This window comes from Candidatus Zixiibacteriota bacterium (assembly GCA_020853795.1).
In the GTDB taxonomy this organism is placed as follows: domain Bacteria; phylum Zixibacteria; class MSB-5A5; order CAIYYT01; family CAIYYT01; genus JADJGC01.
In genome coordinates this window covers 1-19,306 of the sequence record JADYYF010000164.1, presented here as the reverse complement: position 1 = coordinate 19,306, position 19,306 = coordinate 1, and the positions used below count along the sequence as shown (strand labels likewise).

Here is a 19,306-nt window from a genome sequence, read left to right as displayed (position 1 = left end):
GAACGGTGGTCGGTTGACCCTGTAGCCCACCCGGAGCGCCAGCGAAGGGTGGGGCTGGGTCGCTATCGTATCATCTTGACCACAAATTGCTCGACTTGCGGCGGCGGTTCGTCTTATTATTGGACAGTGAGGTCGCCGCGACTCCAATCGTGGCGGTCGGACGAAGTCAAAGGATTTGGGATGATTCGATTTCCAGACTATCTGAATTGTGGAGAGAATGACGAATCCCACCCTGCGCTGGCGCTGCGGGTGGAGTACGGGCTCGCGAATCGTCAGCTCAGGGTACTCTCGCTGTGCATTTTCAGCGTATGCATTGGCCTTGGTTGGAATGCGGCGAATTCAGAAGAGTGCAGATTCCATCAGCTGACTTTCCCCGAACCCACAATTCAGACAGCTACGCTGCAGTCAGGGATTCGATTTGGGAGTGTGGAGGCCGCATGCTATGTTCCATCTTGGCTACAGGATAGTGTCGCCTCATTCATTCCGTCTTGGGTTGAGTCAGCACGGAAGCGTTCGGAACCAATCGCAGATCCAGATTTTCGATTCGATCGGGAAGCAATCTGGCTACATCGCGTCATTTCATACGATTCCCTGAGATCGAGTGTCATTCTCGACGTAAGGCATACCGGCTTCAAGTATCTCACTTGGGAAGGTGTTAATTATCAATTATCTCCTCCGCTCTTCGTGGCCGCGAACCTCACGTCAAAGCAGTGGGTGCCACTCGTGCACGGAACAGATGAGACTCTGGTTTCACTCATTAATCGGGCTGCGGTCGAGTGTGCACAGGTCTTCCCTTCTGATTTGATCTGCCGCTCGAAGCTGTTCGTGACGCTGGAGTATGAAGATCAATTGATCGTTTTCATCAATTCACAGGCGGACATCGCCAGGGCCTACATGATGTGTCAGCAGGGAGACGAAATCGGCTGGATAACGGGAGAGGAACTGTACCTGGAAGATGTGGCAAGGGACGTGGACAATGAATTCTATGATCGTGACTTGTCCAAACGAGTCCTCAAGGAGCTGAAGAAGATGCCCCAAGAATACGCTTCACGCATCGCGGCACCCGCGGTTACAACCGGTGTGGACTCTGACACTGTCAGGCTTTGGGTCTACGCGTTCGACAGCGGTGAAGTGGCTGAATGGAAGGTATCGTTTGACAAAACCGGCAAACTGACGGCGCTCACGTACGCTCAGGAACCGGTCAGAGCGGTGTCGGGTGCACTCTATAATGGCGGGCCGTGGCAGCGACAACAGAAGGAGATTCAGAAACAAAGGCACATCGGTGAAGAACGATGATACTTGATATCCAAATGCCAAATCACCCGGTAGCTCACCCGGCGCGCCAGCAGCGGGTGAGGGCGCAGGTTGATGTATCACGACGTGGAAGAAGATCGCATCAGGTCGCCTCGCGCGGCAGTTGGGGGCGGTTCTTCCATAACAACGGCGCGCGAGAAGACCTGACGCAACGGCAAAATTCGACCGACTTGTGCGCAATTGCCTCAGAACTTCGTGCGCGGACCGATTCTTCGCGATTCCGATAACGGGTTCCAATGAGATCGACACCGGCGGTACGACCTACGAGGCAGTGTCTTTTCTCTGGTGGTAAGCCAGGAGTTCGTCGATTTCACTCGCGGAGAACTTGTTCAAGGCAATGATGGTTGCTCCTGGCCTGTATACCGGCGGCAGGATACTTCGTGCGGCCTCTTTGTCTTCTACCTCCATGACGATCCAGGCCTTGTGCACGCCGTCATGACAGCCATAGTCGGCGTTAGTGAGATAGTGCGATCCGGTTTCTTGAAGAACCTTGATAGCGCGGAGGCAGGCGATTGGCTCGGCCTCGTGCGGGACTTCGATCAAAAACTTCGGCATAGCGATGCAACCTCTCAATACGAAATGAATTCAGGTTTCCTTCGAAGTTGTCGCGCAATCGGGATTGCTGTTCTGCCCAAGCGCGGCGCGGGCACTCCACTGACGCGGGGCGATTAGACTCTGCCTTGACTTACCAGGAGCCATCGGCTGCGTCATCCGGGAGCGAACGGCAGAAATGTGCTGCCAGCTCCACCACTTTCTCCTGAGGCACCAGCACGAGCCCGCTCTCACCGAGAATAGCGTCCGGCTCGGCGAATTTCAAGAGAAATTATAGGTATCAGCGACCCACATTTCCGGTAGACGTCCGGTCCGTAGGTCCGAACCCCTGTGGTTCGGACTCGCCGACAGGACGTTCGGCCATTTTGCTAAGATTTTTCCTTATCCCGCTCGGAAACAGGCGGCGAGATCGAAGCAATCAGCGCCAGAACAAACTGCGGAGTCCGAACCACAGGGGTTCGGACCTACGCCCTTATCCCGTTCGGAAACAGGCGGCGAGATCGAAGCAATCAGCGCCAGAACAAACTGCGAAGTCCGAACCACAGGGGTTCGGACCTACGCCCTTATCCCGCTCGGTAACAGGCGGCGAGATCGAAGCAATTCAGCCCCAGAACAAACTGCGAAGTCCGAACCACAGGGGTTCGGACCTACGCCCTTCAATAGTCCCGCGCCAGAGCACAATGTGAACGGCTGATACAGCGTCAAAGCCCCCGCCTTAGCGAGGGCTTTGGCGCGACCCCTTGGCTGCCCTTTGGAGAAAGGTATTCTGGGCGATCTCGTCGATTTCTTTCTGGATGTGCTGGTCGAGTTCGGCCAGATAGCGTTCCTGTTGTTTCTCCTTCAAGCGAATAAAGACCTTCTCGGCGCGGGCGGCATCGATCAGGTGCTTGCGTTTGATCGCCTCCTGCCGTTGCGCCGTGGCGATTGCCTTGCGCTGGCTGGCCATGTTGGTATTGAGGCGGTGCTGGAAATAGATCGAGTTGGTCAGGCGGCGCACATCGAGGCGGTCGACCTTGAGCGGCGCGAGGTCGGCAATTTCGTCGCGCAGACGCTGTTCGAGCAGCGCCAAGTGTGCCTCCTCCATCCGCCGGACGCGCTCGGCCTTGGCGAGTTCCTTCTGCCGCTCGACTTTCTTATGCGTTCGCAGTTGCAGCAGCTTCTGCAGGCGGAACTGAAACTTTTTCATTGGCGACGATCTTCTCCAAGTGTTGCAGGTCGGCGGCGAAGTTGGTGCGCGGCGCCGCGATGTCCTGCTGCAAGAATTCGTTGATCTGCGGCACCTTGGCGATGGCGGTGTCGATCTCGGTGGACGAGCCCTTGACGTAGGCGCCGATGTTAATCAAGTCTTCATTCTCCGAATGCACGGCCTGCAGCTTGCGCGCCTCGCCGGCGGAATCGCGATGTTGCGGCGTGACGATATTCACCATCACGCGCGAAACCGACTGCAGGATATCGACAGCCGGATAATGTTTGCGGTGCGCGAGCTTGCGCGAGAGGGTGACGTGGCCGTCGAGGATCGAGCGCACCTGATCGGAGATCGGCTCGTTGAAGTCGTCGCCCTCGACGAGGATGGTATAGAGTCCGGTGATCGAGCCGCGTTCGCCGGCGCCGGCGCGTTCGAGTAATTTCGGCAGCATGGCGTAGACCGACGGCGTGTAGCCCTTGGTGGCGGGCGGTTCGCCGACGGCCAGGCCGATTTCGCGCTGGGCCATCGCGACGCGGGTGACGCTATCGATCATCAGGATCACATCGTGCCCCTGATCGCGGAAATGCTCGGCGATGGCGGTGGCGGTCATGACGCCCTTGACCTTGATCAGTGCCGGCTGGTCGGAGGTGACCGCGACGACAACCGAGCGCTTGAGGCCTTCGACGCCCAAATCCTGCTCGATAAACTCGCGCACCTCCCTGCCCCGCTCGCCGATCAAGCCGATAACGTTGATGGCGGCATTCGACTGGCGGGCGATCATGCCGAGCAGCACCGACTTCCCTACCCCGGAACCGGCGAAGATGCCGAGCCGCTGGCCTTTGCCGCAGCTGGTGAAGACATCGATTGCGCGGATGCCGGTCAGGATTTGCTCGGTGATGCGCTGGCGCTTGAGCGGGTGCGGCGATTTGGATGTAATCGGCCGCTCGAGTTTCGTTGTCAGCGGACCGCGATCGTCAATCGGCTGGCCGAGGCCGCTGAGAATGCGGCCGCGCAATTCGTCGCCGACCCCGATCTTGAGGACGGAGCCGGTAGCCTGCACGATCGAGCCGGGGTTGATGCCTTCGAGTTCGCCGAACGGCATCAGCAGTGTGTAGTTGTCGCGAAAGCCGACCACTTCGGCGAGCACGGGCTCGTCCGAGGAGCGGCGATAGATCTTGCAGAGTTCGCCGAGCGAGGCTTGCGGGCCGATCGATTCGATGATCAGTCCGATGACGCGGCGCACCTTGCCGTCCAGCCGGATCGTATTGGTGCGGGCGACGAGATCGCGTTGGCCGGAGAAGTCAATCGCGGCGGACATGGCTCAGGCGAGTTCCAACAAACGCGTTTTCAGGATTTCCAGTTGGGTTTCGAAGCGCGCATCGGCGGAGCCGGAATCGGTTTCGACTATGCAGCCGCCGGGGCCGACACGGGTGTCGGTTTCGACGGCGACGTGCGCGGTTGAATCGTTGAGCGCGGCGACGGCGCCGAGCTGCTGCCGCACGAATTCTGCCTGCGCCGGATTCACGCGGATCACGAGGCGGCTCTTGTCGAGGAACTCACTGATGCAGCGATTGATCGTGTCGATCACGGTCTGCTGCTCGGTCTCGCCGCGCGCGCTGGTGATCTTGTCGGCCAGCGCGAAAGCCAGTTCAAAGGTCTGTCGGCGCGCCTGCTCGTAGACCGCTTTCTGGTAGTTGACAAGCGCCGTGATCGCCTGGCGCATTTCGTTCTCGATCTGTTGTGACTTGGCGAGTCCTTTCTGTAGCCCGGCGGCTTCCCCCTGTTGATAGGCCGCGGTGCGGGTCTGCTGGAGTTCGCGCTGGTGGCGTTCCTCCAACTCGCGCCGGCGGCGGCCTTCGGGGGAGCTTTCCTCCTGCTCGCGGCGGAAGCGTTCGATGAATTCGTGGCTGCCGATCGGCACGCGGGTGGCGGCGAGTTGCACGGCGGTGAGGACCTTAGACGACGACATCTTCCTTGCCTCCACGGCCGGAGATGACGATCTGGCCTTCCTCTTCGAGCCGGCGGATCACCTCGACGATGCGCTGCTGCGCGGCTTCGACGTCGGAGAGCCGCATCGGTCCCATGAACTCGATCTCTTCCTTGATCATGGTGGCAACGCGCTCGGAGACGTTGGTGTAGATCTTGCTCTTGACGTCCTCGGAGGCGGCTTTGAGGGCGATAGCGATATCCTTGGTCTCGATCTCCTTGAGCAGGCGCTGGATCGAGCGGTCGTCGAGGAGGACGATGTCCTCGAAGACGAACATCATGTTCTTGATTTCGGCGGCGAGGTCGGGATTGTCGGCCTCAAGCGTCTGCAGGATATGTTTCTCGGCGGAGGTCTCGACCAGGTTGAGAATATCGGCCAGCGCCTTGGCACCGCCCGACTGTTTGCTTTCGCGGAAGACCGAGCCGGAGAAATGCTGGTCGAGCGTCGATTCGATCTCTTTGAGAATCTCCGGAGAGATCTTCTCCATGGTGGCGACGCGCAACGCAACTTCGGACTGCAGTTCCGGCGCCAGCTCGGTCATGACGCCCGCCGCCTGCTGGGCGGTCAGTTGCGTCAGGATCAGGGCGATCGTCTGCGGGTGTTCGTTCTGGATGTAGTTGACGAGCTGCTTGGGATCGATGCCCTTGAGCAGATTGAAGCCGGAAGTCACCAACGACGATTCGAGGCGCTTGATGATATCGACGGCGCGGTTGGCGCCGACGGCCTTTTCTAGCAACTGGCGCGCGTAGTCAATACCGCCGGTGCTGATGTACTCGCGCGCGAGGAAGACCTCGTAGCACTCCTGCACGACGCGTTCTTCCACCTCGCCGGGGACGTCGCGCATGTTGGCGATTTCGATCGTCAGGCGTTCGAGTTCCTGATCGGAGAGCGCCTTGAGCACCTCGGCGGAGACCTCGGTGCCGAACGCGATCAGCGCGATGGCGGCCTTCTGGACCGGGTTCAGTTGATCGTAGGTGATCGGCATACTATTGCGGCTCCGCCATGATGGTGCGGATCACCTTGGCAATTTCGTCCGGTTTGCCTTTAGTCTGGGACTTCATGGTATCAATCAATTTTGGCTTCTGCGGTTTCTGTTGAATCACCTCTTCGACCGGCGGAATGATCGGTGCCGGCGGCGGTGGGACGTACTTGGCGAGCGCGGAGAAGACCTTCTTCACCTTGCGCTTGATATACAGGAAGGCCAAGATCGCGCCGACGATCAGCAACAGTTTCTTGCCGTAATACCAATAATTCGTCCATTGCCCCATCGTTTCGAGTTCCTTGCGCGAAGTGACCATCAGGCTGTTGTCGAAGGGCACGTCGACAATGGTGAACAGATCGGCGCGGGCTTCGTTGTAACCGACGGCGTTTTTGATGATGCCGGCGTAGCGTTCAAGTTCTTCCTGCGTGCGGTTGAGGAACTTGCGTTCGACTTCGCCCTCGGCGTTCGTGGTGTCCTGATAATTGCCGTCGACCATCACGGCGATTGACAGATGCTGGATCGAGCCGACCTCGCCGATGATGCTCTTGACGGTCTTGGAAACTTCGTAGTTGGTGATGATATCGGTGGCGTCGTTGTTGTTGGCGGCGGTGGTGATCGGCGGCGTGCCGGGCAGCGACTCCGACTCGGAGCCCTTGGCGGCAGTGCGCTGTTCGGAGCGGATCGCGACCATATCGGGGTTGTACTCTTCGATCTGCGTGCTGTTTTGCTCGAAATTCAGTTCGGCGCTGACGCGGACGATCGAGCGGCCGTGGCCGATGACGCTGGAAAGCATCGACTGTGCTTTGTTCTCAAGATACGTCTCGACATTCTTGCGCATTTCGAACTGGGTGGCGGAAAGCATCGCCGACGGATCGCTCGACTGCGCGCCGGACAGCAGGTTGCCGTCGTAGTCGATGATCGTGACTTCATCCGGCGACATCCCCTCGACGGAGGAAGCGACGATATACGACATCCCCTGCAGCTGGCGCTTGGCCAGCGACTGGCCGCCGCGCAGCTTGACCACGACGGAGGCGGTCGGCTTGTTCTGGTCTTCCTTAAACAGCTTGTCTTCAGGTATCACCAGGTGGACGCGGGCGGCCTCGACCTCGCTGAGCGAGCCGATCGTGCGCGCCAGTTCGCCCTCGAGGGCGCGGCGATAATTGAGCTTCTGCACGAAGTCGGTCATGCCGAGGTTGGTCTGGTCAAAGAGCGCGTAGCCGATGTTCTGCGGGCTGGGTAGTCCCGAAGAAGCCAGTTTCATGCGCGTTTCGTAGACCTGATCGGACGGGACGTTGATTGACGCGCCCCCTTCACCGATCTCGTACGCGACTTTGAGTTCGTTAAGCTTCTCGACGATCTTGCCGGCATCCTCGCTGGAAAGATTCGTATACAGGGGAACGAAGTACTGCGACTTGGCAAAATTGAAGATCAGCACCGTGCCGACGATCAGGCCGATGACGACGAAAGCCATCATCACGACCTGACTGGGGGTCATGCGGCCGATGATTTGGTAGAAATGATCAAAAATCCTCTTCATGCATCCATGCTCCGAGGTTTAAGCGCCTTAGATCGGCATCCGCTGAATCGTCTGGTACGCCTCCAGCAGCTTATTGCGAATTTCCATCAGCAATTCAAACGCCACCGAGGCTTCTTCGACGGCGATCATCACCTGGTGAACGTCGGAGATTTCGCCGCGCAGAAACGCGGTTTCGGCGCCGGCGGCCTGGCTCTGCAGGTCGTTGACCGAATTGACGAACTGCTTGAGCGTGTCGCCGAAGCTGGCGCCGGTGACGTCGGTCTTCGGCGGCTTGGGCAGCGCCTGCGGGATGTTGAACTCCTGATGGAGTGTATTGAGCGTGATCGGTTTCATGCGCGCACGTCAATGTGGCGGCCGAGATGGGCCGCGGCATCCTTCACCGTGGATTCGGGTTTGAAGTTCTGCAGAATGAAATTCTTCTCCGACGCCGACAGCAAATCGGCGAAGCGGGCGGCCGCGAACTGATTCGGTTCTGCCGGCTGCGTTGCCCGCGCTTGCGGCGCCGGCGTCCGTGCCGGTTGCTGCAGGTTATTGGTATAGATCTGCAGATTGGCGTTGTTGACTTTCATATCCATAGGCGTCTTATATCTCCAGCGACTTCTTGGTGATATCCTTAATCGTATTGATTGCCGACAGGTTGGCCTCGTAGGCACGGGCAGCGGTCATCATCTCGACCATCTCGATCAGCGGATCAACGTCGGGCATCGCAACGAAGCCCTCTTCGTTGGCATCCGGGTGATCGGGATCATAGACCATGCGCGGCTCCTGCGCCGGGTCGACCAGTTCGCGACTCTGCGCGTGGTTGATGTTGGACTGATTGAGCAGCGCCACCGGTTTGCCGGGGACATGCTTGGGGTCAGTCTGCTGCAGTTCGACTGCTGCGGCGTTGAGTTCGCGCGAGAATGTTTCCTTCACCTTCTTGGCGGTGATGGAGAGCACCTTCTTCTTATAAGGCCCCCCCTCCGGAGTCTTGGTGGTTTCGGCGTTGGCGAGGTTTTCGGCCGCGACATTCATTTTGCGACGGAACACCGACAGGCCGGAACCGGAGATCTTTAGTGACGAAAAGAGATCACTCATGAGTTGCCTCAGCTTTCACCTTTGATCGCCGACTTGAGCGCTTTGAACTTGCGCGCCAACATGTCGGCGCCGAATTCGAAAGTGATCTGGTTCTGCGCCAGATCGGCCAGTTCCTGATCGATGTCGACCGAGTTGATGCCGGTATCGTTGTCGGACTTCTTTACTTTGTCGATTTCGGGCGCGCGGTTGGGGTTGTCGCCGAGCGGGATATGCATTTCGTCGGTGACCGTTCCGGCGAGGCGCGGCTTGTCGAGCGCTTTGCGCAGTTCGTTGTCGAATTGCATGGTGCGCTTCTCGTAGCCCTGCGTGTTGACGTTGGCGATGTTGGAGGCGACCAGCTTGTGGCGGAGCGCCGCCAGGTCAGCCAGCTTGGAGTAAGCCGGAATCAGACCATTTTGAAACAGTGCTTTGTGTACGAAGTTGCTCATTCGAGACCTTTCTCCGGGGAGGCATAAATCAAATGCCGTGCCGAAGACGGCCATGGGGCTATCTTGTTACAAGACAGTGTCTTAGATTTTGCGAAAAGCGGGCGTTGGATCAGAGGCCGGAATTTTCTTCCGCGGCGGCTTGAAGATTGTTCTCAGGATTCGCCGCCTCCCCGATCAGCGGCTTGGGCTCGTAGCGCGAGAGGTTGTCGGTCAGGATCACGATATCGACGCGGCGGTTCTTGGCGCGGTTCTCAGGAGTGTCGTTCGGCAGGAGCGGCCGGAATTCGCCGTAGCCGAGCGCCGAGACGCGGTCGGGTGTCAGAGCGTGCGCGTCAATGAAGTAGCGCACGACGGCGGTGGCACGCGCGGAGGAGAGCTCCCAGTTCGACGGAAAGCGGCTGGTTGTGATCGGGCGATCGTCGGTGTGGCCCTCCACACGAATCTGGTTGGGCAGATCGCGAATTTCCTGCGCGATGCGATCAAGCGTCTCGCGCGCCGGTGCGCCGAGGTCGGCTTGCCCGGAGGCGAACAGCGCCGATTCCATCACGTGAATCACCAAACCGCGCTCGTTCATTTCGACGGTGAACGGCTGACTAAGCGAGTCGGCGGGCAACTCGGAAAAGCCGCTGGTCGGATTGATGTTGCTGCTGGGCCCCATGTTGACGCGGCCTTTGACCGGACCAAAGGAGGGGCTTTGCAGGCGCTGGGCGACCAGCTTGAGCTGGCCGATCTTGAGTACGCCGGAGCCGGAATCGGTGAGGGTGCCGTCGCGGCGGGTGTCGTCACCAGCGTTGAACTCGCCCTGCAAGTGCAGCGACATCTTGTCGAATTTGCGCAAATCGATTTTGGAGATGGCGTACATCATGACGAAAAATGCCAACAGTAAGGTGATCAAGTCGGCATAGGTCATGAGCCAGCGATCGGTGTTGTCGGAGTCGATGTCACCGCGTCGCCGCATAACTATCCTCGTAACGCTCCTGCGGATTCAGATACGAAAGCAATTTGGTGCGAATGACGCGCGGGTTGTCACCCGACTGAATCGCAATCACGCCCTCCAGCACGAGTTCCAGATTGGTCATTTCTTCCAGGTGGCGGTGGCGAAGTTTGTCGCCGACCGGTAGGAAGAACAGATTGGCCGAGCAGACGCCCCAGAGGGTGGCGATAAACGCGGTCGCGATGCCGGAGGCCATGCGGGTGGTGTCGGTGGTGTTGGCGAGGGTGTGAATCAGCCCAAGCACGGTGCCGATGATGCCGAGGGTCGGCGCGAACCCGCCCATCTTCTTGAACAGCTCGATGCCGCGACGGTGGCGTTCTTCCATGTAAGCGATTTCCGTTTCGAGAATGCCGCGCAGCGCGGTGACCTCGGTGCCGTCGATCAAGAGTTGCAGCGCCTTCTTGAAGAACGGGCTGGGGGCTTCGTCCAGAAACTGTTCGAGACCGAGGATGCCTTCGCGGCGGGCACGTTCGGCGAGATGGACCATCCGCTCGATCGTATCGCGCACATCGATCGGTTGGCCGAAGAAAGCGATGCGCAGGTAGGTCGGGATCAGCAAGACGGTATTCATCGAGGTGGTGATCATGCCGGCGCCCAGAGTGCCGAGCAAGACGAGCATGACGGCCGGCGCCTGGAAGACCGAAGCGAGCGAGCCGCCCTCCATCAGGTAGGCCACGACGATGGCGCCGAGGCCGAGGATGATGCCGGAGACTGTGGCAAAGTCGATGCGCATACTGCTTCGCGCGACGGCCGGTGTTTCTCGATAGGACAGCGAAGGTACACGTCGGCCGTCGCCCTATTCCATGAAAGTATCGGCGCGGCAAGGAAATGACTGAAGGGGCGACGACGACGCAATCGGCGGAATTCAGACGTCGGCGCCGGTAAGCGCGCCCCTGCTCCATTCTGAAACAAACCTCCGCTTTGGCGCAGTCGCCGGGCGAATCGGGCGGAAATCGTCACCGCTCAGTGCATGAGCGGGCAAACTGTGACGACAATTTCAAAGTGCGAGTCAGGACGACTCGAGCTGGTAGAAGTGCAACTGAGGGAGCAGTTACGGTAACATGTTCGCGATTATCGGATTACTAATCGTCTTTGGCGGTGTCATCGGGGGCTTCGTCATGCACGGGGGGCCGATTCCGGTACTAATTCAGCCGTCGGAGTTTGTGATCATGGCGGGCGCCGCGATCGGTTCGCTGCTGGTGATGTCGCCGCTGAAAACGATTAAGGCGATGGTCCCGCAGATGATGAAGGTCTTCGGCAGCGGGCCGTCCAAGAAACACTTCCTCGACCTGCTGGTGATGATGTACGAAATTTTCAATGTCGCGCGCAAAGACGGGCTGGTCGGATTGGAGAGTCACATCGAGAAACCGTTCGAGTCCTCGATCCTGAAAAAATACCCGGCGTTCCTGAAAGATCATCACGCGGTGCATTTCTTCTCCGACACGATGCGCGTGATTATTACCGGCGCGATTTCAGCGCAGGATTTGGAGGCGCTGATGGATCTCGACCTCGACACGCACCACGAAGAGCAGGCCAAGCCGGCCGAATCGATCCAGACGGTGGCCGACTCGATGCCGGGCTTTGGTATCGTTGCGGCAGTACTGGGGATTGTCGTGACGATGGGCGCGATCGGCGGACCGCCGGAGGAGATCGGGGAGAAAGTCGCGGCGGCACTGATCGGCACGTTCCTCGGCATTCTGCTGTGCTACGGGTTCTTTCAGCCGATCGCCAAAAACATCCAAGCGCTCAACGAGGAAGGCGGCAAATACTACGCTTGCCTGAAACAAGGGATGCTGGGCTTCCAGAAGGGATTCGCGGCGTCGATCGCGGTGGAATTTGCGCGGCGCGCGATCTTTGCCTCAAGCCGGCCGACGTTTGAGGAAGTCGAAAACGCCTGCCGTCAGACCCGCGCCAAGTAAGAAGGCTGTATCATGGCCGACGATACCCAACAAGAACCGACCATCATCATCAAAAGGAAGGGCGGCCATGGCGGCGGCCATCACGGCGGATCGTGGAAGGTAGCGTACGCCGACTTCGTTACGTCGATGATGGCGTTTTTCCTGGTGATGTGGCTAATCGCGCAGTCGGAGACGGTGCGGGAGAGCGTGGCCGGATATTTCCAGAATCCAACCGGCTTCAAGAAGGGCGGCGACCAAACCGTGCTGCCGAACAAAGGGACATCGGTCATCGAAATGAAGAGCAAGAACATGATGACCGAAGAGCAGATCCGCAAGATGCGCGAGAAGGAAGCGCGCGAACGCCTGAAGGAAGCGGCGGCGGAGATCATGAAGAAGCTGCGCGAAAATCCCAGTTTCGAGCGGCTGAAGAACCAGATCGAAGTGCAGATGACGGCCGAAGGGTTGCGTATCCAGCTGCTGGAATCTTCGGGCGAGTCGTTCTTCGAACGTGGCTCGGCGGAGCTGAAGCCGTTCACCAAGCAGATGCTGGTCACGGTGGCGGAAGAGATCGCGCGGCTGCCGAACAAGGTGATCATCGAGGGGCATACGGACAGCTACCAATACGCCGAGGGAGCGACCTACACCAACTGGGAACTCTCGGTCGACCGCTGCAACAGCGCGCGACGCTGGATGAAGGAGCACGGCCTGCGCCTCGATCAGGTGGCCGAGGTGCGCGGCTATGCCGCGACGCAGCCGAAGGTGAAGGCCGATCCGGCGAATCCGAGCAATCGCCGCATTGCGATCATTGTGCAAAATGAGTTTTCGGGGCTGAATTACCTGGACAAGAATGTAATTGTCGAGGACAAAGAGATCACGCAGCCGGACAGCGTCACGACCGGTTCGGCGCCGACGTCGGCGGTGGACAACGCCGGTCCGCCGCGGCCGATGTCGGCGTCGAGCGAGTAATCGCGGGCAGAACCTACCCCCGGCGTGAGTTGAACACGCGACCAAAAGTTTAGGAAACTTCTGCTCTATCCACCTGAGCTACGGGGGCAGTCGACTTATTCGGAATCGTACTGAACCAGCGTCAGCACTTCGTAGTCTTTCAGTTTATCGCGGCCGTTCAAGAACGACAGCTCGATCAAAAAGCCGAGGCCGGCCACCGTCGCCCCGAGCTTTTCGATCAACTTGACCGAGGCCTTGGCGGTGCCGCCGGTCGCCAGCAGATCGTCGATGATCAGCACGCGATCGCGCTTGGTGACGGCATCCTTGTGGATTTCGAGGCTGTCGGTGCCGTATTCGAGCTTGTAAGTCTGACGGACGGTGTCCCACGGTAGTTTGCCCTTCTTGCGGATCGGGACGATACCGACGCCAAGCTGAAGCGCGATCGGGCCGCCGAAGATGAAGCCGCGCGATTCGACCACGCCGACCTTGGTGATGCGGTGCCTGGCGAAATAGGTGCAGAATTGGTCGATGGTGTGCTCGTAGGCCCGCGGGTCCTGCAGGAGGGTGGTAATGTCGCGAAAGACGATTCCCTTCTTGGGAAAGTCGGGAATACTGCGGATTTTGCTGCTCAGATTCATAATCAGTACTTCACAAAGAATTTATCGTAACTCATTTTGTAAGGCTTCCACTCCATCTGAAAATCGTTCACCTGCGCGTGGCGCGGGCCGACGCGAACTTCGTTGATGAAATTCATCACGATCTGCTTGTCGCCCTCGACTTCGATTTCGACGGCGCCGGTTTCGAGATTCCGGACGAAGCCGACGATCGGGTAGTTTTCGGCGCGGGTGGTGACGAAAAAGCGGTAACCGACGCCCTGGACGCGGCCAGAGATCAGGACGCGGGCGCAAGCCATTTCGGTCATGAGCGTACCTCCTGGAGAATTCGCTGCACCGCTTCCTGCGGTGAGGCAGCCTCGATTATCCGGTCTGATACCCCCCAGGAACCGAGAGAAACGATCGGCTTGTGATACAGCAGCGCAAACGCGATTTCGGAGAGGGTGCCGTAACGTCCCGGCATCGCAACCACGCCGTCGGCAGTCATGATGATCATGTTGTTGCGCGACGAACCGGCATCGGTGCAAATGGCATGGTCCACGAAGTCGTTGCCTTCCTCGTAGTCGGCGCCGGGCAGGATGCCGATCGTGGTGCCGCCGGCTTTCTTGGCGCCCTTGCAGGCGGCCTCGGTGATGCCGTGCCGCCCGCCGGTCACGACGACGGCGCCGGCGCGGGCGAGCAATTCACCCACCGATTCGGCGAGCGCGTAATCCGAGCCGCTGCACTCGTAACCGCCGACGACGGCGATATAGGGGTTCTGGCGCTGAGACATCCGGCAGAGATGATAATCAAGATTGTGCCGTCGTGCAAGATTGTTGTCGGAGCGCGGCACTACGGCACGAGGGCGATAAACGATTTGAGGTACTTTGACTCAGGGAAATAGACCGACCATGGATGATCGGGCGATTGCGGGACATAGCGCAGAATTTCCAGCCGGCGCTCGGCTTGCACGGCGGCGCGGCGCAGCATGAACAGGAAATCATCCTCACGGAAGAAGGCCGAGCAACTGGAAGTCACGAGAATGCCGCCGGGACGAAGGAGGCGAATCGCCGCCCGATTGAGGAAATGGTAGGCCTTCTTGCCCGCCTCGGTATCGTTCTGCGCTTTGATCAGTGCGGGCGGGTCAAGGATGATCAGGTCGTAGGACGGGGGTTGGCGTTCGGTCAGCCAGTCGAAGACGTCGATGCAGGAATCGGAGATGGCGGAGCGATCAAGTCCGTTTAGTTCGGCGAAGCGGAAGCACTGTTCGAGCGCGGAATGGGAGCTGTCGATGTTGAGTGCTTTCGTCGCACCGCCGAGCAGAGCAACGATCGAGAAGCTGCCGGAGTTGGAAAACAGGTTGAGGACTTCCCGGCCTTGCGCCAAGGTGCGCACGGCCTGCCGCAGATCTCTCTGGTCAAGGTAGAATCCGGTTTTCTGGCCGGCGATGATATCGGCCTCAAACTTGACGCCGAATTCGGTGAAGGCAACGGGCGCATCGAGGCTGCCGTGCAGCATACCGGTGGTCTGGTCGATTTCCTCCTCGCGGCGCGCGGGAAGATCGGAGCGTTCGACGATGGCGCGAGGCTGGAAGAGGTCGGTCAGGGCGGTCACGATATCAGTTTTCAGACGGTCAATGCCCGCGACCGAGGATTGGATGACGAAAACATCGGCGTAGCGATCGACAACGAGACCGGGGATACCGTCGGCTTCACCGAAAATCAAGCGATAGCCGGTGGTGGCGGTGTCGGGGCCAAGGCCGAGCAGACGCCGCGGCGAATCGGCGGCAGCGAAACGTTGGCGAAACCAGTCGGCGTTGATTGCGGCGGGGCCGAACTCAAGCACTCTGACCGTAATCTGGGAGTGCTCAGAATAGATGCCGACGCCGCGCACGACGCCGTTGACGTCGAGAACTTGTACCACTTCCCCATTGGCGAGGCCTTCCGGGCGCCGCTGCAGTGCGCCGGAGAAGACCCAAGGATGCCGGAAAATCAGGTTGTTCTCTTTACCGGGTTTGACTTGAACGGATGGATACACGAAAATCTCGAAGCCTCGAAACGGCGCGGCGGAATGCCCCCGAAATTATGGTCGGGGTGAAAGGATTTGAACCTTCGGCCCCTTAGTCCCGAACCAAGTGCTCTACCAGGCTGAGCTACACCCCGACACAGGTGCCGTATTTTAACAGCCGCCGGCGAAAAGTCAACCGAATTTTGCGGCGAGCGGCGCGGGCGGAGAAAATCGCAGGCGCAGGCTATTTCTGCAGATGCGCGACGATCGGAATTGTGATGCGATCGGTCTCCTGGCCGACAAACTCGACAGTCAAGGAGGTCAGGACGTCCGCTTCGTTTGTGACCGAGGCGGTCTGTTCGACCTGGAACGTTGCGGTTTCACCCGGTTTAAGTTTGGCGGCTTTCCTGTCAATCGCCACATAATCGGCCGGCAATTCAACAACCTTCAGCTCGATGGTTTCATTGGAACCGTTCTTGATATCGAGGGCCTTGACCATGCGGCCGTCCTTGGCGCCGAACTTCGAAAAGCGGAGCGCATTGGGAGTGGCGCGAACGAAATCGTGTTCGCGGTTGACGACGGCGAAGAAGCGCACACTGGTCGACGGTTTCTGCGGATCGTTGGAAAAGATCTCCACGTCCTTGACCATTTTCCCGACCATGTTCTTGGAGTCAAACGTCACTTTGAGCAATGCGGAATCATCGGGCGCGATTTTCTCTTTGGAGAGCGGCGCCGTGGTGCAGCCGCAACCGGGCTTGACGGAGATGATCTGCAGTGTGTCGTTGCCCTTGTTGCGAATCCAGTAGCTGTGCTGGACGATGGCGTTCATCGGCATGAAACCGAAATAGAACTGATCGTGGGAGAGTTCGATTTTGGGCTGCTTGGTCATCTGGCCGCTGGCAAAAGTCACCGCGGTCAGAGCCAGGAGCATTATCGTAAAGAACGAAATTCCTTGCGTGAATTTAGACATGCGTGGGCTCCTCGATTTCGAGCGGAAACTGGTGTTCCCGCATCCACTGATCGCAAAAAATCTTTGACATATATCTTATACCACCGTCGCACACAAAGAATACTACGACGGCGTTGGCCTCGAGATTGGCGGCCACGCGGCGAAGAGCGGCAGAGATGGCGCCGGTCGAGCCGCCGGCGGAGATGCCGAGTTGGCGGCTGAGGCGGCGGGTTTCGGCAAAGGCCTCGGCATCGTCGATCTGAACAACTTCATCAACGAACTGCGGGTGAAAAGTCGGGATGGTCTGATCCGTGCCGATGCCCTCGACGTAGTGCGGCTGAGCGTCGTTGATTGGCCGGCCGGAATGAATCGCCTGAAATAGCGAGCCGGTCGGTTCGACACCGATGACGCGAATGTGGGGGTTTTGCTCTTTCAAGTAGCGGCCGCAACCGGAGATCGTCCCGCCGGTGCCGATGCCGGCAAACACGTGGGTGATCTTCCCCTTGGTCTGGCGCCAGATTTCCGGGCCGGTGCTGTAATAATGAGCCTCAGGATTTAACTGATTCTCGAATTGACTGAGATAATAGTAACCGTGTTCTTGCGCCAGACGGCGGGCGACGGAATACTGGCTGCGCGGATCGGCACTCGCGACCTCTTTAGGCGTGATGACCACCTGGGCGCCGAAGGACTTCATCAGGTTGATTTTCTCCTCCGAAGTCGAGGTTGGAGTTACGAAGATCGTGCGATAGCCTTTGGCGGCGGCGACCATGGCGACGGCGACGCCGGTGTTGCCGGAGGTGGCGTCGACGATGGTGTCGCCCGGTTTAAGGCGGCCGGCGCGTTCTTCGGCCTCCAGGGCATAGGCGGCCATTCGATCTTTGATCGAACCGCCGGGATTGACGAATTCAAGTTTAGCCAGAATCGTAGCGTGCGAGCCGGTGTAAGCGGACGGCAGTTGCAGGAGGGGGGTGTTGCCGATCAGGTCAAGTATCGAGCGCGTGAATTGCATGCCTTTGGCTGCGCCGCGGCAAGGCGGCCGTTAGGGTATAGAAACACTCCGCCGCAAGGAGCGCTTGCGGCGGAGTCGGAATTGCCCTCTGAATTAATGAAATCGCGGCAGAATCAACAATGATTATTCCGCGTTCTTGAGGTACTCTTCGATCTGCGGAATCAGCGACTTGGCAGCCTGCACCTGGCCCTTATAAGCGGCTTTGCCGTCGGCGAGGCGGACGAAGTCCTTATAGGACTGCAGCGCCTCGGGGTATTGCTGATTCTCCTGGTAGGCGCGCGCCAGATTGTAGTAGGCGGCGAACATGTTGCGATCGGAAGCTAAGGCTTGTTTGTACGAGCCGATCGCGGCGCCGAATTTCTTCTGATCGGACAAGAGATTGCCGAGGTTGTAATGGGCGTCGGCGAGCCTGGGATCGATACGGATTGCCGCTTGATACTCTTTTTCGGCTTCCGCCAGATTGGCCTTCTCCTTGTAAGCCTTGGCGAGGAAGAAGTGGCTCTTGGCGTCGGACGAGTTGGCGGAGTTGTAGAGTTTGTAGTACTCAATCGACTTGTCCCAGTTCTCCTGCTGGAAATAAAGCTGGCCGAGCCCTTTCTGGGTTTCGGCGTCACTGGTTTTCAGAGCGAGCGACTTCAGCAGCGACTGCTCGGCCAATTGGAATTTCTTGGCCTTGAGCTGCACCATGCCGAGGTTGTAATAAGCGCTTTGGTTGTTGGGATCCTTGACCGTGCACTTCTTGAAGGACTCTTCCGCCTGCGGGAGTTTGTTGAGATTGAACTGGACCGTACCCAGTTCGATAAGGGCCGCCGGGTAATCAGGCTCCAGCGCCAGCGCCGCCTGAAATTCCTTCTCAGCCTCGGCCCACTTGCTGGCCTGCTTGGCTGTGATGCCCGCGTTATATTTGGCTTTGGCGTCATTGCTTTGGCCGAACGCGAACGCGGCCAACGCAAGGATGCACAAGGCGATGACAAGAACCTTTTGACGCATTAATCTCAATCTCCTCTTAGGTTTAACCTCTTCATCCCTCGCGGGATTTACAGTGCTCATATCCATCGATTTTTTCTGAATACTAATACAGTTGGAAACGGCCATTGTTCCCCTAATAGGAGAACTTGAACTTCTTGCTGCCGGCCTTATAAGCGATGTCGCTCCGGAAATGACGTCCTTGAAACTTAATGCGTTCAACGACTTCGTAGGTTTTAGCGACGGCGTCGTCGATATGGGCGTCGAGGGCCGTAACTCCGAGCACCCGGCCACCGTTGGTGAGGAACCGGCGATTTTCATATCGCGTCCCGGCATGGAAGACGAGGCCGTCGGTCTCCTTGATTTCCCGCAGCCCGGTAATCTCAATTCCCTTCTGGTAGTCGCCCGGATAACCGCCAGAGGCCATGACGACGCAAACGGCGTAGGCTTCTTCCCACTGAAGGGTCTCGCTCTCGAGGGTGCCGTCGACGGCAGACCGCAGAAGCTGGGCCAGATCGTTCTTGAGCAGCGGCAGAATGACCTGCGCTTCGGGATCGCCGAGACGGCAATTGAATTCGATCACTTTGGGGCCGCGTTCGGTAATCATCAGGCCGGCGTAGAGGACGCCCTTGAAGGGCCGGCCCTCCTCGGCCAGGCCGCGGATCGCCGGATCGAGCACCAGGTCGTGAATATCTTTGAGCATCGCCTCGGAGACAAATGGCACCGGGGCATAGGCGCCCATACCGCCGGTATTGGGGCCGGTATCGCCGTCGCCGACGCGTTTGTGATCCTGGGCGGAGATCGTGGTCAGCAGGCTCTTGCCGTCGGTGAAGGCAAAGACGGAGGCCTCCTCGCCCTGCAGGAAGCTTTCAATAACGATTT

General features: G+C 58.8%; 23 protein-coding genes and 2 tRNA genes. 3 read left to right on the top strand and 22 right to left on the bottom strand.

Annotated features, from left to right (window positions below):
- Positions 1 to 180 precede the first annotated feature (180 nt).
- A complete protein-coding gene (locus IT585_12795; protein ID MCC6964122.1) occupies positions 181 to 1,296 on the top strand; it encodes a hypothetical protein in 1,116 nt (371 codons plus the stop codon).
- 279 nt (positions 1,297 to 1,575) lie between these two features.
- On the opposite strand, the gene IT585_12790 is transcribed toward IT585_12795, so the two are convergent.
- The 12 genes from IT585_12790 to IT585_12735 form a co-directional block, all read right to left on the bottom strand.
- Positions 1,576 to 1,869 carry a hypothetical protein gene (locus IT585_12790; GenBank protein MCC6964121.1) on the bottom strand — a complete coding sequence of 98 codons (294 nt, stop codon included), beginning with the start codon at positions 1,867 to 1,869 and terminating at the stop codon, positions 1,576 to 1,578.
- 712 nt (positions 1,870 to 2,581) lie between these two features.
- Positions 2,582 to 3,052, bottom strand: a complete 471-nt coding sequence (locus tag IT585_12785) for a flagellar FliJ family protein (protein MCC6964120.1) — start codon at positions 3,050 to 3,052, stop codon at positions 2,582 to 2,584.
- Entirely contained in the window at positions 3,000 to 4,370 is a 1,371-nt protein-coding gene (locus IT585_12780; protein MCC6964119.1) for a FliI/YscN family ATPase, read from the bottom strand. The genes IT585_12785 and IT585_12780 overlap by 53 nt, the downstream gene beginning before the upstream one ends.
- A 3-nt stretch (positions 4,371 to 4,373) precedes the next feature.
- Positions 4,374 to 5,021 carry a hypothetical protein gene (locus IT585_12775; protein MCC6964118.1) on the bottom strand — a complete coding sequence of 216 codons (648 nt, stop codon included), beginning with the start codon at positions 5,019 to 5,021 and terminating at the stop codon, positions 4,374 to 4,376.
- On the bottom strand, positions 5,008 to 6,024 hold the full coding sequence (gene fliG / locus IT585_12770) for a flagellar motor switch protein FliG (protein MCC6964117.1): 1,017 nt from the start codon (positions 6,022 to 6,024) through the stop codon (positions 5,008 to 5,010). Before fliG ends, IT585_12775 begins: the two co-directional genes overlap by 14 nt.
- Position 6,025: 1 nt before the next feature.
- A complete protein-coding gene (gene fliF / locus IT585_12765) occupies positions 6,026 to 7,558 on the bottom strand; it encodes a flagellar M-ring protein FliF (protein ID MCC6964116.1) in 1,533 nt (510 codons plus the stop codon).
- A 27-nt stretch (positions 7,559 to 7,585) separates the two neighbouring features.
- The gene (gene fliE / locus IT585_12760; GenBank protein MCC6964115.1) at positions 7,586 to 7,891 is read right to left on the bottom strand and encodes a flagellar hook-basal body complex protein FliE; all 306 of its coding nucleotides are present in this window, start codon (positions 7,889 to 7,891) and stop codon (positions 7,586 to 7,588) included.
- A complete protein-coding gene (locus IT585_12755; GenBank protein ID MCC6964114.1) occupies positions 7,888 to 8,133 on the bottom strand; it encodes a hypothetical protein in 246 nt (81 codons plus the stop codon). The genes fliE and IT585_12755 overlap by 4 nt, the downstream gene beginning before the upstream one ends.
- Positions 8,134 to 8,140: 7 nt before the next feature.
- Positions 8,141 to 8,635, bottom strand: a complete 495-nt coding sequence (gene flgC / locus IT585_12750) for a flagellar basal body rod protein FlgC (GenBank protein ID MCC6964113.1) — start codon at positions 8,633 to 8,635, stop codon at positions 8,141 to 8,143.
- 8 nt (positions 8,636 to 8,643) lie between these two features.
- Positions 8,644 to 9,063 carry a flagellar basal body rod protein FlgB gene (gene flgB / locus IT585_12745; protein ID MCC6964112.1) on the bottom strand — a complete coding sequence of 140 codons (420 nt, stop codon included), beginning with the start codon at positions 9,061 to 9,063 and terminating at the stop codon, positions 8,644 to 8,646.
- A 109-nt stretch (positions 9,064 to 9,172) separates the two neighbouring features.
- Positions 9,173 to 10,021, bottom strand: coding sequence for an OmpA family protein (locus IT585_12740; GenBank protein ID MCC6964111.1), 849 nt, complete (start codon positions 10,019 to 10,021; stop codon positions 9,173 to 9,175).
- Entirely contained in the window at positions 10,005 to 10,784 is a 780-nt protein-coding gene (locus tag IT585_12735; protein MCC6964110.1) for a flagellar motor protein, read from the bottom strand. The genes IT585_12740 and IT585_12735 overlap by 17 nt, the downstream gene beginning before the upstream one ends.
- Positions 10,785 to 11,118: 334 nt before the next feature.
- On the opposite strand from IT585_12735, the gene motA reads away from it, so the two are divergent.
- Both motA and motB read left to right on the top strand, forming a co-directional pair.
- The gene (gene motA, locus IT585_12730; protein ID MCC6964109.1) at positions 11,119 to 11,976 is read left to right on the top strand and encodes a flagellar motor stator protein MotA; all 858 of its coding nucleotides are present in this window, start codon (positions 11,119 to 11,121) and stop codon (positions 11,974 to 11,976) included.
- Positions 11,977 to 11,988: 12 nt separating this feature from the next.
- Positions 11,989 to 12,921, top strand: a complete 933-nt coding sequence (gene motB / locus IT585_12725; protein MCC6964108.1) for a flagellar motor protein MotB — start codon at positions 11,989 to 11,991, stop codon at positions 12,919 to 12,921.
- 14 nt (positions 12,922 to 12,935) lie between these two features.
- On the opposite strand, the gene IT585_12720 is transcribed toward motB, so the two are convergent.
- The 10 genes from IT585_12720 to purD all read right to left on the bottom strand — a co-directional run.
- Positions 12,936 to 13,009, bottom strand: a tRNA-Arg gene (locus tag IT585_12720).
- A gap of 7 nt (positions 13,010 to 13,016) precedes the next feature.
- Positions 13,017 to 13,538 (bottom strand): adenine phosphoribosyltransferase, encoded by a 522-nt coding sequence (locus IT585_12715; protein ID MCC6964107.1) that lies wholly within the window; start codon positions 13,536 to 13,538, stop codon positions 13,017 to 13,019.
- A 2-nt stretch (positions 13,539 to 13,540) separates the two neighbouring features.
- Positions 13,541 to 13,822: an acylphosphatase gene (locus tag IT585_12710; protein ID MCC6964106.1), complete on the bottom strand. Its 282-nt coding sequence runs from the start codon at positions 13,820 to 13,822 to the stop codon at positions 13,541 to 13,543.
- A complete protein-coding gene (locus IT585_12705; protein MCC6964105.1) occupies positions 13,819 to 14,286 on the bottom strand; it encodes a TIGR00725 family protein in 468 nt (155 codons plus the stop codon). The genes IT585_12710 and IT585_12705 overlap by 4 nt, the downstream gene beginning before the upstream one ends.
- Positions 14,287 to 14,345: 59 nt before the next feature.
- Entirely contained in the window at positions 14,346 to 15,530 is a 1,185-nt protein-coding gene (locus IT585_12700) for a class I SAM-dependent rRNA methyltransferase (protein MCC6964104.1), read from the bottom strand.
- A 48-nt stretch (positions 15,531 to 15,578) separates the two neighbouring features.
- A tRNA-Pro gene (locus tag IT585_12695) sits at positions 15,579 to 15,655 on the bottom strand.
- 89 nt (positions 15,656 to 15,744) lie between these two features.
- On the bottom strand, positions 15,745 to 16,470 hold the full coding sequence (locus IT585_12690; GenBank protein ID MCC6964103.1) for a DUF1573 domain-containing protein: 726 nt from the start codon (positions 16,468 to 16,470) through the stop codon (positions 15,745 to 15,747).
- On the bottom strand, positions 16,463 to 17,458 hold the full coding sequence (locus IT585_12685) for a cysteine synthase family protein (protein ID MCC6964102.1): 996 nt from the start codon (positions 17,456 to 17,458) through the stop codon (positions 16,463 to 16,465). The genes IT585_12690 and IT585_12685 overlap by 8 nt, the downstream gene beginning before the upstream one ends.
- Positions 17,459 to 17,581: 123 nt before the next feature.
- A complete protein-coding gene (locus IT585_12680) occupies positions 17,582 to 18,448 on the bottom strand; it encodes a tetratricopeptide repeat protein (GenBank protein MCC6964101.1) in 867 nt (288 codons plus the stop codon).
- Between the two features lie 112 nt (positions 18,449 to 18,560).
- On the bottom strand, positions 18,561 to 19,306 hold a 746-nt coding region (purD, locus tag IT585_12675), incomplete at its 5' end, for a phosphoribosylamine--glycine ligase (protein ID MCC6964100.1).

Bases quoted from the DNA above. Each gene is read 5' to 3' on its own strand.
- IT585_12790 (MCC6964121.1), bottom strand. From the start codon at position 1,869: ATGCCGAAGTTTTTGATCGAAGTCCCGCACGAGGCCGAGCCAATCGCC.
- fliG (MCC6964117.1), bottom strand. From the start codon at position 6,024: ATGCCGATCACCTACGATCAACTGAACCCGGTCCAGAAGGCCGCCATC.
- motA (MCC6964109.1), top strand. From the start codon at position 11,119: ATGTTCGCGATTATCGGATTACTAATCGTCTTTGGCGGTGTCATCGGG.
- IT585_12795 (MCC6964122.1), top strand. From the start codon at position 181: ATGATTCGATTTCCAGACTATCTGAATTGTGGAGAGAATGACGAATCC.
- fliF (MCC6964116.1), bottom strand. From the start codon at position 7,558: ATGAAGAGGATTTTTGATCATTTCTACCAAATCATCGGCCGCATGACC.
- IT585_12680 (MCC6964101.1), bottom strand. From the start codon at position 18,448: ATGCGTCAAAAGGTTCTTGTCATCGCCTTGTGCATCCTTGCGTTGGCC.
- IT585_12685 (MCC6964102.1), bottom strand. From the start codon at position 17,458: ATGCAATTCACGCGCTCGATACTTGACCTGATCGGCAACACCCCCCTC.
- fliE (MCC6964115.1), bottom strand. From the start codon at position 7,891: ATGAAACCGATCACGCTCAATACACTCCATCAGGAGTTCAACATCCCG.
- flgB (MCC6964112.1), bottom strand. From the start codon at position 9,063: ATGAGCAACTTCGTACACAAAGCACTGTTTCAAAATGGTCTGATTCCG.
- IT585_12690 (MCC6964103.1), bottom strand. From the start codon at position 16,470: ATGTCTAAATTCACGCAAGGAATTTCGTTCTTTACGATAATGCTCCTG.
- IT585_12740 (MCC6964111.1), bottom strand. From the start codon at position 10,021: ATGCGGCGACGCGGTGACATCGACTCCGACAACACCGATCGCTGGCTC.
- IT585_12775 (MCC6964118.1), bottom strand. From the start codon at position 5,021: ATGTCGTCGTCTAAGGTCCTCACCGCCGTGCAACTCGCCGCCACCCGC.
- IT585_12715 (MCC6964107.1), bottom strand. From the start codon at position 13,538: ATGAATCTGAGCAGCAAAATCCGCAGTATTCCCGACTTTCCCAAGAAG.
- IT585_12780 (MCC6964119.1), bottom strand. From the start codon at position 4,370: ATGTCCGCCGCGATTGACTTCTCCGGCCAACGCGATCTCGTCGCCCGC.
- motB (MCC6964108.1), top strand. From the start codon at position 11,989: ATGGCCGACGATACCCAACAAGAACCGACCATCATCATCAAAAGGAAG.
- IT585_12755 (MCC6964114.1), bottom strand. From the start codon at position 8,133: ATGGATATGAAAGTCAACAACGCCAATCTGCAGATCTATACCAATAAC.
- IT585_12705 (MCC6964105.1), bottom strand. From the start codon at position 14,286: ATGTCTCAGCGCCAGAACCCCTATATCGCCGTCGTCGGCGGTTACGAG.
- flgC (MCC6964113.1), bottom strand. From the start codon at position 8,635: ATGAGTGATCTCTTTTCGTCACTAAAGATCTCCGGTTCCGGCCTGTCG.
- IT585_12785 (MCC6964120.1), bottom strand. From the start codon at position 3,052: ATGAAAAAGTTTCAGTTCCGCCTGCAGAAGCTGCTGCAACTGCGAACG.
- IT585_12710 (MCC6964106.1), bottom strand. From the start codon at position 13,822: ATGACCGAAATGGCTTGCGCCCGCGTCCTGATCTCTGGCCGCGTCCAG.